The organism is Terribacillus sp. DMT04 (assembly GCF_019056395.1).
GTDB lineage: Bacteria > Bacillota > Bacilli > Bacillales > Amphibacillaceae > Terribacillus > Terribacillus aidingensis_A.
Map to the genome: position 1 here is coordinate 1,277,371 of NZ_CP077639.1, position 15,563 is coordinate 1,292,933.

At 41.5% G+C, this 15,563-nt stretch carries 15 protein-coding genes, 1 pseudogene and 1 riboswitch; of the genes and pseudogenes, 7 read left to right on the forward strand and 9 right to left on the reverse strand.

Annotated features, from left to right (window positions below; translation table 11 throughout):
- Positions 1 to 17: 17 nt before the first annotated feature.
- The 5 genes from KS242_RS06925 to KS242_RS06945 form a co-directional block, all read right to left on the reverse strand.
- Positions 18 to 755 (reverse strand): energy-coupling factor transporter transmembrane component T family protein, encoded by a 738-nt coding sequence (locus KS242_RS06925; RefSeq protein WP_217323642.1) that lies wholly within the window; start codon positions 753 to 755, stop codon positions 18 to 20.
- Positions 748 to 2,355: an ABC transporter ATP-binding protein gene (locus KS242_RS06930; RefSeq protein WP_217323644.1), complete on the reverse strand. Its 1,608-nt coding sequence runs from the start codon at positions 2,353 to 2,355 to the stop codon at positions 748 to 750. The genes KS242_RS06925 and KS242_RS06930 overlap by 8 nt, the downstream gene beginning before the upstream one ends.
- The gene (locus KS242_RS06935) at positions 2,352 to 2,930 is read right to left on the reverse strand and encodes an ECF transporter S component (RefSeq protein ID WP_217323646.1); all 579 of its coding nucleotides are present in this window, start codon (positions 2,928 to 2,930) and stop codon (positions 2,352 to 2,354) included. The genes KS242_RS06930 and KS242_RS06935 overlap by 4 nt, the downstream gene beginning before the upstream one ends.
- Positions 2,927 to 3,532, reverse strand: coding sequence for a YkoF family thiamine/hydroxymethylpyrimidine-binding protein (locus KS242_RS06940; RefSeq protein ID WP_371747629.1), 606 nt, complete (start codon positions 3,530 to 3,532; stop codon positions 2,927 to 2,929). The genes KS242_RS06935 and KS242_RS06940 overlap by 4 nt, the downstream gene beginning before the upstream one ends.
- Before the next feature lie 77 nt (positions 3,533 to 3,609).
- A riboswitch (TPP riboswitch) is annotated at positions 3,610 to 3,709 on the reverse strand.
- A gap of 87 nt (positions 3,710 to 3,796) precedes the next feature.
- The gene (locus tag KS242_RS06945; RefSeq protein WP_217323650.1) at positions 3,797 to 5,032 is read right to left on the reverse strand and encodes a cation:proton antiporter; all 1,236 of its coding nucleotides are present in this window, start codon (positions 5,030 to 5,032) and stop codon (positions 3,797 to 3,799) included.
- Positions 5,033 to 5,344: 312 nt separating this feature from the next.
- Between KS242_RS06945 and KS242_RS06950 the strand changes: the two genes are divergently transcribed.
- Positions 5,345 to 6,610, forward strand: a complete 1,266-nt coding sequence (locus tag KS242_RS06950; RefSeq protein ID WP_217323651.1) for an erythromycin esterase family protein — start codon at positions 5,345 to 5,347, stop codon at positions 6,608 to 6,610.
- A gap of 328 nt (positions 6,611 to 6,938) precedes the next feature.
- Here the strand turns inward: KS242_RS06950 and KS242_RS06955 are convergent, their stop codons facing one another.
- Positions 6,939 to 7,475 carry a PAS domain S-box protein gene (locus KS242_RS06955; protein WP_254391836.1) on the reverse strand — a complete coding sequence of 179 codons (537 nt, stop codon included), beginning with the start codon at positions 7,473 to 7,475 and terminating at the stop codon, positions 6,939 to 6,941.
- Positions 7,476 to 7,680: 205 nt separating this feature from the next.
- On the opposite strand from KS242_RS06955, the gene KS242_RS06960 reads away from it, so the two are divergent.
- From KS242_RS06960 to KS242_RS06975, 4 genes are all read left to right on the forward strand, one after another.
- On the forward strand, positions 7,681 to 8,124 hold the full coding sequence (locus tag KS242_RS06960; protein WP_217323653.1) for an immunoglobulin-like domain-containing protein: 444 nt from the start codon (positions 7,681 to 7,683) through the stop codon (positions 8,122 to 8,124).
- A 35-nt stretch (positions 8,125 to 8,159) separates the two neighbouring features.
- Complete coding sequence (locus KS242_RS06965; RefSeq protein ID WP_217323654.1) at positions 8,160 to 9,041, forward strand: TIGR01777 family oxidoreductase; 882 nt, start codon at positions 8,160 to 8,162, stop codon at positions 9,039 to 9,041.
- Between the two features lie 77 nt (positions 9,042 to 9,118).
- Positions 9,119 to 10,825 (forward strand): UbiA prenyltransferase family protein, encoded by a 1,707-nt coding sequence (locus KS242_RS06970; RefSeq protein ID WP_217323655.1) that lies wholly within the window; start codon positions 9,119 to 9,121, stop codon positions 10,823 to 10,825.
- Between the two features lie 91 nt (positions 10,826 to 10,916).
- Positions 10,917 to 11,132 carry a DUF6366 family protein gene (locus KS242_RS06975; RefSeq protein ID WP_217323656.1) on the forward strand — a complete coding sequence of 72 codons (216 nt, stop codon included), beginning with the start codon at positions 10,917 to 10,919 and terminating at the stop codon, positions 11,130 to 11,132.
- 23 nt (positions 11,133 to 11,155) lie between these two features.
- Here the strand turns inward: KS242_RS06975 and KS242_RS06980 are convergent.
- Together KS242_RS06980 and KS242_RS06985 are read right to left on the reverse strand one after the other, a co-directional pair.
- Positions 11,156 to 12,355: pseudogene (locus KS242_RS06980) on the reverse strand (MFS transporter); the annotation flags it as partial.
- Positions 12,356 to 12,404: 49 nt separating this feature from the next.
- Positions 12,405 to 12,983, reverse strand: a complete 579-nt coding sequence (locus tag KS242_RS06985) for a DUF2087 domain-containing protein (RefSeq protein WP_217323659.1) — start codon at positions 12,981 to 12,983, stop codon at positions 12,405 to 12,407.
- Positions 12,984 to 13,112: 129 nt separating this feature from the next.
- Between KS242_RS06985 and KS242_RS06990 the strand changes: the two genes are divergently transcribed.
- Complete coding sequence (locus KS242_RS06990) at positions 13,113 to 13,994, forward strand: diacylglycerol/lipid kinase family protein (protein ID WP_217324094.1); 882 nt, start codon at positions 13,113 to 13,115, stop codon at positions 13,992 to 13,994.
- A gap of 12 nt (positions 13,995 to 14,006) precedes the next feature.
- Here the strand turns inward: KS242_RS06990 and KS242_RS06995 are convergent, their stop codons facing one another.
- A complete protein-coding gene (locus tag KS242_RS06995) occupies positions 14,007 to 15,044 on the reverse strand; it encodes an LCP family protein (protein WP_217323660.1) in 1,038 nt (345 codons plus the stop codon).
- A gap of 143 nt (positions 15,045 to 15,187) precedes the next feature.
- Here KS242_RS06995 and KS242_RS07000 point away from each other — a divergent pair, with 143 nt between their 5' ends.
- Positions 15,188 to 15,517 carry a thioredoxin family protein gene (locus KS242_RS07000; protein ID WP_217323662.1) on the forward strand — a complete coding sequence of 110 codons (330 nt, stop codon included), beginning with the start codon at positions 15,188 to 15,190 and terminating at the stop codon, positions 15,515 to 15,517.
- The last annotated feature ends 46 nt before the right edge of the window (positions 15,518 to 15,563 follow it).

Below are 15,563 nucleotides of genomic sequence, written 5' to 3' on the forward strand. Positions count from 1 at the left end.
TATAACCTTTCTGGCAGCTACTGAAACGATTTAGAAAAGACTATGCACAAGCCAAGTGCGAAGATCATGACAAAACTGAAGACCCAATCTGTCCATCGTATGTGATAAGAGCGGTAATATGTTCGATCTCTTTCTCCGGTGAAACCTTTGGATTCCATGGCTACGGCAGTTCTTTCGGCTTTACGAATAGCACTTGCCAACAAAGGAATCGTATATTGTTTATATCTCGTCAGTCTGCTTGTTTTTGTTCTGGCTCCCCGAACAAGGTGGGCAGATTGGATGGTAGCTAATTCGTTTGTCAGTAACGGCAAAAAACGATACCCGGCTAATATGCCGTATGCAAGCTTTGGCGATACACGGCATTGCTGAATTAAGCTTAAAATAAAGGCAACTTTGTCGGTCGTCAGGACAAACAAAAGGGATAAGGTAGCATAGCTAAACACGCGAATAGCCAAAGCCAGTGCATCTTGCACAGTTTCCGATGGTAAGTTCCAGAATAGAAATTGCTGTGTGACAGAAGGATGCTCTGGTGCTTTAGCAAATAGCAAAGTCGAAATTAGCATACCAAGTGCAAAGATTGTGAAGGGAAGCAGATAGAGGAGGTATTTTCTTATCTGTACTTTCCCGAACAGCAAGGTGACAGCCATTGTCCAGCCGGCGTATAACAGCAAGGTAACAGGGTCAAACAGAAATGCAACGGCGATGGCTGCAATTGTAACAGTACCTGCTTTTATACTAGGGTTGATGTTATGCATGAAGGCTCACCTTCTGTTCTTGTTGCTGATAGGTTTCTGTTAATGGCAGAGAGAGCCCATATTCCGCCAAGCTGGCCGTTTTCCAAAGAAGTTCTGGTGTGTTATCAAGAATAATTTTTCCTTCATTAACCAGGAGAACACGAGATGCATAACGGTTAACCAGCTCCATATCATGCGTTATCATGACAATTGTACAACCGCGCTGATGCTGTGCTGTCATTTGCTGCATTAACATAGCTGTCGTACGGCTGTCTTGTCCGAAGGTTGGCTCATCCAGCACAAGCAGCTGCGGCTCTTGAACGAGCATCGTCGCGACACTGAGTCGCCTTTTTTGACCCTGACTTAAGAGGAAAGGGTGTTTATCAGCATGTTCGATTAACTGGATTTCCTTTAATAATTTTTCCGTTTTAGCTGTACTGGCTGATTGGCCAAAAGCAATTTCTTCGCGAACGGAATCTGACAGAAATTGATGTTCTGGATTTTGAAACACATATCCGATTTGCTGATACAGTTCCTCCTGCTTCCACCGTTTGAGCTGTTTGCCCATAAATTCTATTTTCCCTGATGCATGCTTTAGCAGGCCGGTCATCATTTGCGATAGAAGCGTTTTTCCGCTGCCGTTTCTTCCAGTAATTGCGATGAATTCTCCCCGATGGATAACAAGTGATGGAATGTCCAGAAGGAGTTTATCTTTACTCTTAAAGCGGCCGCGATCAATTCTTAACAGAACCTTATCAAATTGGTTAGCGGATTGTCTCTCTGCATGCAAAGTTAATCCTTTAGGCAGCTGATCGGCTGCGAGCGGCCATGGCTTTGCTAGTTTTGCACTTTTGGCAAGTCGGGTTGCCTCAGGCAGCCAAATTCCGCGCTGCTCGAGTTCGGCATCGTATTGATTGATTGCTTCTGTCATCTCCCCATCAAAGAAAAGGGTGCCATCTTGGTCTAATAATATCGTTCGATTAATTACTGGAAGCCAGTAATCAATATTGTGCTCAATGATTAGAAGTGTAAGGTTCTGCTGCTCTTTCAGCTGATGAATTGTCTCTGCCAGCTCGTTGCTGGCGGCTGGATCCAGATTAGCTGTTGGCTCATCGAGAATAAGCATGCTAGGATTTAACGCAAGAACTGCTGCTAAGGCGAGTTTTTGTTTTTGTCCGCCAGAGAGTGTATGAATTTTATCTTTTCTCCGGTGCGCTAACCCGACAAGAGAGGGAACCCGCTCGATTTCTGCATCCATTCGCCCGGGAGCTGTTTTCTTGTTTTCCAAGCCAAAAGCAATTTCATCTTCTACCGTCAGCATACAAAACTGTGTTTCTGGGTCTTGAAAAACCGTTCCTACTTCTAGGTTGAGCTGCCCGCTGGCATATTGTTGGAGTGACTTGCCGCAGAATGAGATGGTTCCACCCATCTCTCCATCAAGCTCCTTTGGATATAAACCGTTTAAACAATAAGTGAGCGTACTCTTGCCAGATCCGCTTGGACCTAGTAAAAGAATGCTGTCACCTTTCTTAATGCTGAAGCTCAATTCATTTAGAGTAGGGCGGCTTTCTTCTTCAAATGTAACGGACAGTTGATTAACTTCGAGCAGAATATCTTTCATCCTGCTTTTCGCTGACGATAGGTCTTGCCGAGCGGGAAGCTCGTCAATGTGCCTGTTTTAGCCAGCGCCTCACTGATTGCTTTTCCGATTAATCCGCTGATTACCGCACCGCTAATGATACGTACAACCAGCATGAGTACGACGTAGGAAGGATCTAGAGCAGTGAGACCGCCGCGAAAATATCCCCAAATAAAACTTGTGATTGCAGCTCCTATGCCGGCTCCCATCAAAACAAACACATGATAAGAGCGATAACGGGTTATAGCGAAAGCAGCTTCCGCCCCAAGCCCCTGAACGACAGCAGAAAGTATAACAATTGGTCCGACACTGCTGCCAATCAGCACTTCAACAATTCCAGCAATTGTCTCCGAGACAAGAGCGACACCAGGTTTTTGAATGATATAAGCAGCAACAATGGATACGAGGAACCAAACTCCGAAGATAATGTCTGTTCCAATAGGTCCAATCAATCCCATCATCACAACGTTGACAGGGAGAAATACCAAGTACACAATTCCAAATACGACAGCTAGTGCTGCCATAACAACAATATCCTTCATACGCCAGTTCTTCATATGGTTGCTCCTTTGGCAGAAGGACTGTTTGCCGACATGGTAACTGTCATCACAGTATGAGAAGAACCAGATGCTTCTGTTTCGGTAAAGACGTGCTCCAATCCTGTAAACACATCGTATGCATCGCCATCGAGGCGAGTGGAGTAATGTGATTTTGATACCGTAATCCCTTGCGCTCGCATGTTTTCAATTTGTGTGTAAATGATATCCATATAATTACCGCCGCCTAATGGATATAGAGAAAATTTAGAAGCGGTTTCCAGTTTTATATCTTTGGTGTTGTACATATTTAATTTTGTTTCATCTTCTGCCATATACACATCGCCAGTTGAATCACCTGGACATCCGATCGAATAGGTGCCGTTAAAAACAACATGTTCATCTGTTTTCGCGGCTGCTAAAAAGATTGCCGATGTAACATCAAATACATGAGGGATTCTTCCGCGCACAAGTGTAGTCACATCGTCTGTTTCTATCCAAACCTTTGACGTGTCTACTTGATTTAGTGCGTCTAAAATAATTTCCTTAAATTTGTCTGCCATCGGGTAAATCGAAAAACTACAGCCGGCAATGCGGCTTGTTCCACAAACATTTTCCATTATGAATCCTCCTATTTTTTGCATAAAAAAAGCGACTGCACCATAGGGTGCAGTCGCAGAATATATACAAAAAGAGTAAGAGCATTCTGGCTGCACTTCCCCACGCTGGTATTATCCAGATCGAGTTATAAGGGTCAGAACAAATCCTCTCAGCCGTTTCCAGCTCCCCTAGTGCGTCGCAATTTTATGCAATTGTTAGGTATATAGTAAGAAATACACGTACTTTTGTAAAGGGTTTCTTTCCAAATTCTTTGAACTTATAAAGATTTATTCATCTGTTTTCGCTGTTTGCTGGCCGATTTTCAGCTTATTAATTAATGGACCAACAGTAAGACCTTGAATGAGCAAAGAAAATAGTACAACCCCGAAGGTTAAGATGAGTATATTATCTCTGCCTTCAAAAGACTGCGGCAAACTTAATGCCAATGCGATGGACAAACTTCCTCTGAGCCCGCCCCAATTTAATATAAGTTTGTAGGTTGACTCGAAGCCTTTAATCGGCAGTGTGCTTACGTAGATAGCAATCGTTCTTGAAGCTAACACAATGACAATTGCCGCAACAATCAGCCCCCATTTTCCTGATAAATCAATGTTTTGTATTTCTAATCCGATCATTAAGAATATGAGTGAGTTGGCAATCAGCGTTATTGTATCCCAGAAAGAATCAATGTTCATCCTCGTTGTTTCAGACATTCCGATTCTTGCTCCGTAATTCCCCAAGATCAGTCCTGAAACGACGACGGCGATAACACCGGAAACTTCAAAATGCTCGGCAATAAAATAACTCCCGAAAAATAACAGCATAGAAAACACAATTTCCAAAGGATAGTCATCATAAAATTTGAAAATCCGAGAAATAATCCAGCCTAATACAGCACCGACAACAGCGCCGCCTAGACTGAATTTCAAAAATAGTAATAAACCTTGACCAAGGCCTTCCCATCCCATTTCCATATATGTAAGCAAGTACATAGATGCAATTTGAAACAGCACCACGGCAATACCATCGTTAAACAAGGATTCTCCTTCAATGATTGTAGTCAGTTTTTTTGGGACTCCTAACGATTTAAAGATAGAGATAACACTGATCGGATCGGTTGCGCTCATTAATGCTGCAAACGTAAAGGCAACGACAATAGGCAAATCCATGAAGTAATAAACACTGAAACCGACGGCTATAAATGTAATTAGTGTTCCGCCGAATGCCATCGCAATTACAGGTTTCTTCTCTTGGTTTAAGTGAGAAAAAGGTAACTTAATAGACGCGTCACCCAATAATATTGGTAAGAATAAAGAAATCACTACAGCTTGAAATACATTGGATTGAACGATATAGTTCTCTGCTTCTTCTAAAAAGGGAATATCAACAAGACCTAGAATTAATCCGACAAGCACTAAGGCAATCGAATAAGGTTTCTTAAATGTCTTGGATAGAGCAATAACTGTTACAGATATTGCTAGCAGGATAAGTAATTGGATAAATGTTTCATTAAAATGATGCAAGATGATACGCTCCTTAGAAGATGTGCTGGATAATAAATTCTCCTTAATAGTTCCCCAACATGCTGTCTGGTATAGCATGATTTTTTCATATTTAATATTTCTCTACTGATAATCCATTTTGATAAGGAAATAATTGAGTCACTATATAAAAATACTTAAAATGGGTACGTTTTGACAAAGTGTTCGTCTTTCACTTTTGATGATTTACTTGAGACAAGTAATGCCAGCTGGAGAAAAAGATTTAAATACAGTATCTTTTTGAAGAATTTATCAAAAAGTAATTGTATATCTGCAAACGAAAGCTGGGGTAGTATGGAAAATAAAGTGGTTCAAGCAATAGAAAAATACAGCACGCTTTTATCAGGTTCAGCTGACTTGGAACAAATAAAGGATGCTGCTGGTAACGCAAAATTTGTCCTGCTGGGGGAGGCTTCTCATGGTACGTCAGAATTTTATACGGTGCGTGCCGAGTTAACCAAAAAACTTATTATAGAAAAAGGATTTACTTTTATTGCTGTGGAAGGAGATTGGCCGGCTTGTCAGGCAGTGAATCGCTACATCAAGGGCTACGACACAAAACACAATACTGCCCGTGATGTGCTTAGCAATTTCAATAGATGGCCAACATGGATGTGGGCGAACGAAGAGATGATTGACTTGATAGAGTGGATGAAAGATCACAATGAAAAGCAAGATACGCGGCCTAAGGTAGGGTTTTACGGAATAGATATGTATAGTCTGTGGGAATCCATGGAAGAAGTGATTGCTTATTTAACAAGAATTGATTCACCTGATGTGGAAGTAGCAAAGAAAGCTTTTACATGCTTTGAACCGTTTAACCGTGACAACCAGGAATATGCCGTATCAGCTGGGTTGTATTCCGACGGCTGTGTCGCAGAGGTGTCAAAATTGCTCGCAACAATTCAGCGGAAAAGGGAACAATATCCATGTGAACAAGAGACTAGACTGAATCTGGAAGTCAATGCACTAGTCGCCTATAACGCGGAGCACTATTACCGCTCGATGGTACTGCGTGATGAGGAATCCTGGAACATACGAGATACCCACATGGTGGACGCGCTGAATGAGGTAATGAAATTTTACGGAGTAGCTGCAAAAGCAATTGTTTGGGAACATAATACGCATATAGGAGATGCGAGAGCTACGGATATGGTGCATAACGGCATGGTCAATGTTGGCCAGCTTATCCGGCAGCAAAATGCCCCAGAGGATGTATTTGCAGTTGGACTTGGAACTTACAGTGGAACAGTCATTGCGGCAGATGAATGGGGAGTCAATCATGATGTGAAGATAGTACCAAATGCAATCAAAGGATCATGGGAGGAACTGATGCATCGAGCAGGCGCATATGACAAGATACTGATTTTTAACAAGGAGAACGAAACAAACTTTCAGCAGCGGATAGGTCACCGCGCAATTGGTGTTGTATATCGGCCCGAGTTCGAACAGTTCGGTAATTATGTACCCTCTGTCATGTCTGAGCGATACGATGCTTTTATTTATATCGAGGAATCGAGAGCGCTGCAGCCATTAGTTTTAGAGAGGGTAGTGCTTTAAACTGGAATTAAGAAGTTGATAACATGTTGGCGCATCCGCAGGAAAGAAATAATCCGTATTAGGATTTTCTTTTCCTGCTTTAAATGAATAAAAAGAACGCGGGGGATTGCAATTTAATGCACACCGAGGTGTTCTAGCGCCTCTTTTACTGTCGTCATAGTAGGCGTTCGAAGCTGGCTTATATCTAAGTTTGCTGCTTCGATAGCATGTTTTGGCTGTATACCAGTGTAGATCGACTTTATTCCTAATAAATCAAGAACATGGCTGAGTTTTAATAAATAATCTGTAGCAACTTGGTGTAACTGATAAGTGCCAGAAAAATCGATAATTAGGCAATCAACATCTTGCTGTTTGCTTTCTCCGGAACGAGCTGGAATAGTTGAGAGGCGCATATTGTATCTATTTCACCTACCAGGGGCAGTACAGCAATTCCTTTTAATAAAGGCACTAAGGTAGCAGAAAGCTCGTTTATTTGTTTCGTCATTAATTGTTGTTTCATTTCTGTTTTTTTTCTTTCCGAGATATCTGTTACATAAGTTTGAATTGCCTTTTTATTGCCGATAAAAACAGGATGGCAATATAGTTCGACATCCACTTTCTCCCCGTCCAGTTTGAAAATTGTTTCTTCTATCACTTCTGCAGGCGCATCGTAAGCGGATTGGATTCTTTTATCAATGGCGGACTTTGATCTTTCTTGGAAAATATCTAAAGGGCTTGCTCCTACAATGTCATTCCTACTTCCTTTGAAAAATGCCTCAGCGGCAGCATTAACATAGAGTATCTTAGGATCAGTATGTACAATCAAGGGATTCAGTGCATATTCAATAACTTCTTGATAATCAATTTTCGATATATCCTCAATCATATTATCCCTCTTAAACTATAAGTATAGATAACTTGTCTTGGTGAAACAAGGGAGACACTTTCTTAGTAGAAATGAGTAGACTTTGTGATTGTTTTAACAAGGGAAATCTCTAAATAACTAGAAGTATATACATAGATAAAAGAATTATGTCTAACTTTGCTCCTATTAAAGAGGATGGTTCACGGAAACTAGAGGGAGGGAAAAGGTGAGAAAACGTGGGTTAACTTTGTGTCTGATAATTATGTTTACAGGTTGTAGTCAGCAAACGGAACAATTAAAACCAAGTACATATGGAAATAAAATCTTAAAGATGGATCAATCGACTGGAATAACACTCGTCATAGAGGAAGATACAATAGCAATGGAGGAAGACGAATTAGCCTACGTGATACGGAACGATACCGATAAACAAATAGGCTTTGGTCGTGAATATAGTATTGAGAAATATGTTGATGGAAAATGGATGCGGATACCATTTAAAAAGAATATTGCATTTCAAGAGGATGGTATGCTTTTGTCTTCCCATACAGAAGGGGGATTCAACACGTCTTTTAATGTATTAGATTATAACTTGACAGAAGGCGAGTACAGATTGATTAAACCTTATGGAGATATTATTTTGAGTGATACTTTCCATGTCATCAGGTGAAATTAGAGATAAACAGAATCAGAAAGGAGAATTATATGAGAAAAGTAGTACTTGCGGGCGGAACTGGCTTTATTGGAGAGTATTTAGCTAATAAATTCAAAGATTCAGGTTATGAGGTTATTGTTATCTCTAGGAAAAATCCATATTTTTCTTGGGACAATAAGCTAGGACTGATAAAGGCTGTAGAAGGAGCAGAACTGCTAATCAATTTAGCTGGGAAATCAGTAAATTGCCGCTATAATGAAGCAAATAAAAAAGAAATAATGAATTCAAGGGTAAAGACGACAACATTATTAGGAGAAGCTGTCCAAGCGTGCGAAAACCCGCCTTCATTGTGGATTAATTCCAGTACTGCCACCATATATCGGCATGCAGAAGATCGGCCGATGACAGAAGCTGAAGGAGAGATTGGAACGGGCTTTTCTGTTGATGTAGGGACGAAATGGGAAGAGACTTTCTTTTCATATGAACTGCCGGGAACGAGGCAAGCTGCTTTACGCATAGCTATTGTGTTAGGAAAAGATGGCGGTGTAATTACGCCCTACAAGAACTTAGTGAAACTCGGACTCGGAGGTAATCAGGGGACGGGGAATCAGATGTTCAGCTGGATACATGTGGAAGACTTATATCAGATTATTCTTTTCTTACAAAAGAAACAAGAACTGCGTGGTGTTTTTAATTGTGCGTCTCCGGAGCCAGTTTCCAATCGCGAGTTAATGCGAACGCTGAGAAAGACCATGCGTGTACCGTTTGGTTTGCCTGCGCCTAAATGGATGCTGGAAGCAGGGTCCGTTATGATCAGAACGGAAACAGAGTTAGTTTTGAAAAGCCGCTGGGTTGTTCCAGAACGGTTAGAGCGGGAAGGCTATACGTTCCGTTTTAAATCTCTAGAGAAGACCTTACAAGATATACTGTAAGATCTTCGTATATAGGGAGAGTGAAACTTTTCTGCTTTTGTTTCGTATAGAAAGTACGACACTTAAGGGGGAACAGCATGATATTTCTTATCGCGTTAGCCAGCATGGCTGGTTTTATCTTGATTGCTCTGGCCGATTTGGCAGCTGGAGGAGGAAAAGCAAGACTTAAACAATATGTTTTCTCAGGAATCACGGGCTACATTGTGCTTTTCTTAATTATTTACTTCGTTTTACCTGCTTTTATTATTCAAAATATACTTTGGCTGAACGCCATCGGTATCCTCTTCGCTATTTTTGTGCTTATTGCAAACAAACAGACAGAAAAGGAAACGAAAAAGACGACAGGATTGAAACTGACAGCAGGACTGTTTGCAGTGCTGCTAATAGGAGCAGTTGTTTGTGTGATTGCGAATTTCGCAGTTTATCAATCGACATATGATCATGTTGTCAAATCAACCGAAGATGAAGCAAAGCCGCTTGATGAAGAGAAAACGCCAATTGCTATTGCTCCAAGCTCGGTGCGAAATATGATGAACAAGAAGATGAGCGTCGTTCCGGAGACACAACTGTATCAGCTTGGCAGTCTTCAGACGCAGACTGTCGGGGAGACGAATGAATATATTGCTCCTGTTGAATTTGATGGATTTTTTAAATGGATAAAAGGCGGCGAAACGTCAGGGTACTTTGTTATCGATGCAACTAGTTTAAGCGCACAGCCGGAATTCGTTGAAAACAAGCTAGCTTATGTACCATCTGCCTACTTTCACAAAGATTTAGAACGTATTATCTATTCTCGTTATCCAACGTACATCCGAGAAGGAGAAGCTCGTTTAGAAATCGACGAAGATGGAAAAGCATGGTATGTGCAGACAGTATACCAGCCGAAGCTGTTCACTGGAAAGGCAAATGGAGATGACATCCAAGTGGTTGTCGTGAATCCGTATAATGGCGAGTCTGAAATTTATGATGCGGCAAAAGCACCTGCCTTTATTGAGAATACGATTGCTCCGGAAATGGCAAGCAAACTGAACACGTATTATGGCGAGTACAGCGGCGGTTTCTGGAATCGATACTTTGGGAAAGCTGGTGTGAAGATACCGAATGATAATGGCACAGAGCATGGTGTGACAGCTGTTTTCTCTGAAGACGGCAGCATCCAGTACTTTACCGATTTCAAATCGCCAAAAGAAAATATTGACTCGGCTCTTGGATATAGTATGGTAGATGGCCGAACAGGGGAAGTAACCTTCTTTGGCGGGGAAAAGAACAATGGTATTATGGATTCCTCCGGTGCAGTGCAAGTTGTCGAAAAAGAATATCCCGAGAAAAAGTGGGAAGGCAAGATGCCGGTTCTGTACAATATTGACGGCAATCCGACTTGGGTAGTCAGCGTGCTTGATGCAAATGGCATCTTTAAAAAATATGCCTACGTGCGAGCCGCGGATTCTGATTATGTTGTGTTCGGCGATGATGCAGAAAGTACACTACAGGCCTACAGATTACAGCTTAGTACCGATCCAAGCACCGCTGAATCTACTGGTGATGCGCCCGTACAGCAGGTGAGCGGAGAAGTAACCCGCTTGTACATTTCCGGAGAAAGTTCCGGGACGAAAACAATTCAGTTCCTGCTGCAAGGTCAGGATACCATTTACAGCATTAGTTCGGCTGATGCACCATATGCGATCTTCTTGAAAGAAGGAGATCAAGTCAGCTTTGAAGCTGCGATGCACGAGGATGCTTCATCAGCAACAATTGAACAAGTCACCATTGATGGGCTAAATTAATCTTAAAGCCAGCTTTCTAAGGAAGCTGGCTTTATTTTATTTATCTAGTTGGGTATAGAACACTATAATCAAAAGCAAAAGGAGTGATGGTATGAGTAAGGAGAAAGAATCACCAAAAGAAAGAAGAGAAAGATTGCGCCAAGAAGAGCGAAAGCATAATCCTGGCGGAAATTTTCATGATGGATTAAACCGTTCTGAGCAAGGCAATCTTGCAGACTTAGTTGGTGGTTTAGGTTGGAAAGGTACTGGCATTATCTTGCTAATTATTATCATAGCTTTGGCAGCCGTCTGGCTATTTTTTAGTTAAACGACTGTGTTGATAAGTGATGGTCAGATTCTACGTAAACCATTTCGCTGCAGCAAAAGAATTGTGCTGAATACAATGATGCTAAAACTCGACAATAACAGAATGGTTAGAATCGAGATACCTGACAGCAGTAACAGAGAAACAATTCCGTAAGATAAAGGAATCAATCCAATGGAAACTAGTGTACTTACACTTATTATTCTGCCAATTAAGTGTTTTGGTACAATCTGCTGGATTAAGCTGATAACGGGTATGTTAATGGCAGAGACACATATTCCGAGCAGGCAAAGAAATAGGCTAATTGCAACAAAGCTATCAGACTGGCTGTATATACCGAGCAAAAAGCCCTCTAAAAGCAAGACTGCTGCAATCCAGCGTCCTTGCTTTTTTATTGGAAAAAAACTAAGCAGAAATCCGCCGATAACAATTCCGCCTGAAAAAGAGATTTGCAGGAAGCTAAGTGTAAATGCGTCTCCTTCCAAAATGTTTCCTGCAAAAAGCGGAATACTTAGCATTAATGGACCTATATAAAGTAAATTATCCACAATAAATGTCAGCATTAGCAGTTTGAGTATAAGACTATTTTTAATAAATTGAATAGCTTCTTTCATCTCGGTGCGTAAGGAAAAGTTAACATGGCTGTTATTTTTCGGTTCCTTGATCATCATTTGACAAATACTTCCTAAGAGAAGGGATGCGCCTATCAGACAGAACACCGCTGCATATGAAAATTTGGATAACAGGAGTGCGGCAGTAAGAGGTCCGAGTACAACACCAAGCTGGTTTATCGTCTGCATCATGGCGTTAGCTTTTGCTAAACTGGCTTCTGGTACAATTTGCGGTACGATACTGTCTCGTGCCGGCCAAAAGAAAGCATCTGATATACCAAAAGTAACAGCAAAAAATAACAGTGGAATAAACTGCAGCATGTTACTGTCTGCAAGAAAAGCTGCCAGCATAAGCAGCAAACTTCTAACAAAAAGTGAACAGAAAATAATACGGCTTTTTCGCAGTCGATCTGCAAGTATACCGCCGAAAACCATACAAATCACACGAGGCAGTGTTGTCGCTAACAGCACAATACCGACTAGTGCAGGGGCGTCTAACTCGTTAATCACATACCATTGTTCAATTAGCAGATACATAGATATGGATAAACTCGAAAAGATACTGGAAACAAGCAGCAGACGGAAATCACGATTGATCAATAAATTCATCTTTTCCCTCCTAGTTTGATGAGTATCTAATTAGTAGTGGGAAAGCTGCCCGCTCTCAAAAGCTAGCGGGCCACATTTCCTCTGGATTCAGTTGGTAGTTGTTATTGTCACGATAAAGAAATTGATGTGTAATCCACTCACGACGGATAGTCGCATAATCGGAGTGGTACCGCTGGATATACGCATTTATTTCTTGTTCTTCATAAACACGATGCTTTTCTAAATGCTGAATCATATACGCTAAAACGATGACGCGTTTTTTCTCTTTGGCTGGTAACTGGACAAGCTTCCCATCGGAAGAAAAGAAACTCTTTACCAATTTAAGCTTTTCCTCTGAATTTACTTGCGCACTTGGATGCACACTTTCTTCCCCTAGTTGCAAGATACTCTTGGATAGTCTTTCTAAGTGCGGTTCGTCTAAGTAAAAGTAAATACTGTTGCCGTCTCTAATTGGGTAGATAATACCTGCTTCTCGCAGCTTTGTTATATGATGTGTGATGGTCGGGGGCTTTAGTCCAAGCTTATGCGCAATAGCTTGCCCATGAAGAGGTCCTCGTTTTAACACTGCGATGATTCGCATTCTTGTCGTATCGCCGACAGCTTTGTGGAAACGGACAATTTTATCGAGCTGCATTCCAATCATCTCCTTTATAGATTAGATTATCATCTAATTAGATATGGGTAAAATTAGTGATGGTTTTAATTATGTAAGAAAAAGGTATAGATAGGAAAAAACATAAGAGAGGTGAAAACGGTGCGAGCTATGCTTATTATTAATCCTTCATCGGGGAAGGAAAAGGCAATGGACTATGAAGAAAGGGCAGTTGGAATACTTGGTAAACGGCATGATTTAGTTGTAATTAGATACACAGAAAAAGAAGGGGACGCGGCAAAGTTTGCGGCTGAAGCCTGTGATGGTACATATGAAACGCTGCTTGCTATGGGCGGCGACGGCACAATTAATGAATGTGTGAATGGTTTGGCTGAGAAGAAACAAAAACCTGCTTTTGCCTTTGTTCCGCTTGGGACCGTAAATGATTTTGCGCGTGCATTGCAGATTCCCAAAAAGCCGAAGGAAGCACTGGCTTTGCTGGAAGATTATTATACAAAGCGTGTGGATATCGGGAAATTGGGGGATCGTTACTTTATGAATGTACTGGCAGTTGGAGTTATTGCCGAGGCTGTTTACGATGTCTCACCGGAGGAGAAAAGCAAATACGGTCACTTTGCTTATCTGATGGAAGGGGCAAAGGCATTTCGTAACAAGACGCCATTTCAGCTGCAAATTGAAGCGGACGGGAAAGAAGCTTACCATGATAAAGCATATATGATGCTGGCGGCCATGACGAATTCTGTGGCTGGATTTGAGAAGTTTGCAGAGCAAGCCGAAGTAGACGACCATCAATTGCACATATTCTTATTAAAGGACCTTTCCATTCCAAAGGCTGTTTCCATTATTCCAGACCTGTTCAAAGGAAGTTTGGATTCGAATGCGCAAGTAGCTTATTTTAAAGCAAAGTCGATTCGAGTTAAAGCAGATACAGAGTTGGTTGTGAATATTGATGGAGATGAAGGAGTGCCGCTTCCGTTCCAAGCGGAGGTGTTGCCAGAGGAGATTCAGGTGATTGTACCAAAAGAGGTATAAGAAAACCCCACCTTATGAAGGCGAGGTTGTAGAAGTGCTAGAGTCAAGTGCTGGCAGCTCCAATTGATCACGCAGTGTTTGCGTAGCGTTAGCAAGGGAAGTGGGATCTGGAACAAATGCCCAAGCATTATATCCGGGAACGATACCTGTTCCGCCTTGACCTTCAAGTTCAATCGTTTCCATAGACAGGTTATTATTCACGCCATAAGAGACGAAGCTCTTCATTTCATCAAACGTCATATTTGTCTGCATATTGCTTCCAACAGCTTCTAACAAGTCAGAATACTTCAGCACAGAGCTGAGGTCTGTTGCTTTGTCCATCATAGCTTTAATGATCTGCTGCTGTCTTTCACTGCGGGCAAAATCATTATCCTGTTTGCGCGTTCTGGCAAGAGCTAGAGCTTCCTCACCGTTCAGCTTTTGAACCCCGGGCTGCAGGTGGATAGCACCTTTTTTATCTTTGGAATTCATCTCTTCCAGTTCATATGGAACATCAACTGTAACACCGTCTAAAGCATTTACAACACTAATGAAGGCTTCAAAATTAACATCCACATAATAATCAACGGGTACTTGAAGCAATTCTTCTACAGCTTCAACTGTTGCAGTAGGCCCGCCGTTATAGGAAGCGTTTATTTTAGTGTTCCGTTCCAAATAAGGGACGTATGTGTATGTGTCACGCGGAACGCTAAGCATTTTAATGCTTTTCTCTTCTTTATTAAATGTTGCAAGAATCATGGTGTCAGATCGTTTACCAATGTTTTGATCTTTCCGTTTTTCACTAGAATCAGAGCCAATAAACAGCACGCTGACACTGTCCTCAGCGGGATCGACAGCACTGTCGCGAAGCGAAGATTTATCGCGGCCATCATCTTGATAAGAATCGCTGGCTAAGTTTCCGGCTTTCACGTATAGATAACCGGCGTATGCTGCCGGGATAAGGAGCAAAAGTATAACAATTAGGAAGATATTTCGGATAACGCGCTTTTTGCGTGATTTCTTCCGTTTCTTCTGCGATCTGCGCAGCTCCTGTCTTTCTTCTTTAGGCATATATAGGTTTCTCCTTTAATTGCTAAACTAATTTTTTGTCAATATTTGTTTAAATATTATCAGAGTCTACTATAACATATCATTCGCTTTCAAGGGAGATTTTCTATATGATGAAGGGAAGAATCAAGAAGTGAGTGATACATGTGCAATTGCATAGTATGGAAACGACTGAGCGATTTATAAACGAAAATCAGCTAGCTGTTTTGTTTATCTCGTCACCTGGCTGCAGTGTTTGTGAAGCACTTCTGCCCCGCATAAGGGAACTTGCAGCAAGTCAGCCCGATGTACAGCTAGGGTATACAGATGCAAGTGAGGTGCCAGAAGTAGTCGGCAGGTTTATGGCTTTTGGAGCACCAACAATAGTAGTATTTGCAGAAGGTAAGGAACAATTTAGAGAAGGCCGCTTCGTCCGTCTGGAAGACTTCGCTGCGAAACTCGAAAAAATCAGTTCGTTAATGAAAAAACAGAAATAAAGAAACAATCTTTCGGAACTTACATGGCTCCTCAGTCGTATAGAAA

Coding starts and splice junctions, on each gene's coding strand:
- KS242_RS06925 (WP_217323642.1), bottom strand. CDS start 755: ATGCATAACATCAACCCTAGTATAAAAGCAGGTACTGTTACAATTGCA.
- KS242_RS06930 (WP_217323644.1), bottom strand. CDS start 2,355: ATGAAAGATATTCTGCTCGAAGTTAATCAACTGTCCGTTACATTTGAA.
- KS242_RS06935 (WP_217323646.1), bottom strand. CDS start 2,930: ATGAAGAACTGGCGTATGAAGGATATTGTTGTTATGGCAGCACTAGCT.
- KS242_RS06950 (WP_217323651.1), top strand. CDS start 5,345: ATGGAAAATAAAGTGGTTCAAGCAATAGAAAAATACAGCACGCTTTTA.
- KS242_RS06955 (WP_254391836.1), bottom strand. CDS start 7,475: ATGATTGAGGATATATCGAAAATTGATTATCAAGAAGTTATTGAATAT.
- KS242_RS06965 (WP_217323654.1), top strand. CDS start 8,160: ATGAGAAAAGTAGTACTTGCGGGCGGAACTGGCTTTATTGGAGAGTAT.
- KS242_RS06970 (WP_217323655.1), top strand. CDS start 9,119: ATGATATTTCTTATCGCGTTAGCCAGCATGGCTGGTTTTATCTTGATT.
- KS242_RS06975 (WP_217323656.1), top strand. CDS start 10,917: ATGAGTAAGGAGAAAGAATCACCAAAAGAAAGAAGAGAAAGATTGCGC.
- KS242_RS06985 (WP_217323659.1), bottom strand. CDS start 12,983: ATGCAGCTCGATAAAATTGTCCGTTTCCACAAAGCTGTCGGCGATACG.
- KS242_RS06990 (WP_217324094.1), top strand. CDS start 13,113: ATGCTTATTATTAATCCTTCATCGGGGAAGGAAAAGGCAATGGACTAT.
- KS242_RS06995 (WP_217323660.1), bottom strand. CDS start 15,044: ATGCCTAAAGAAGAAAGACAGGAGCTGCGCAGATCGCAGAAGAAACGG.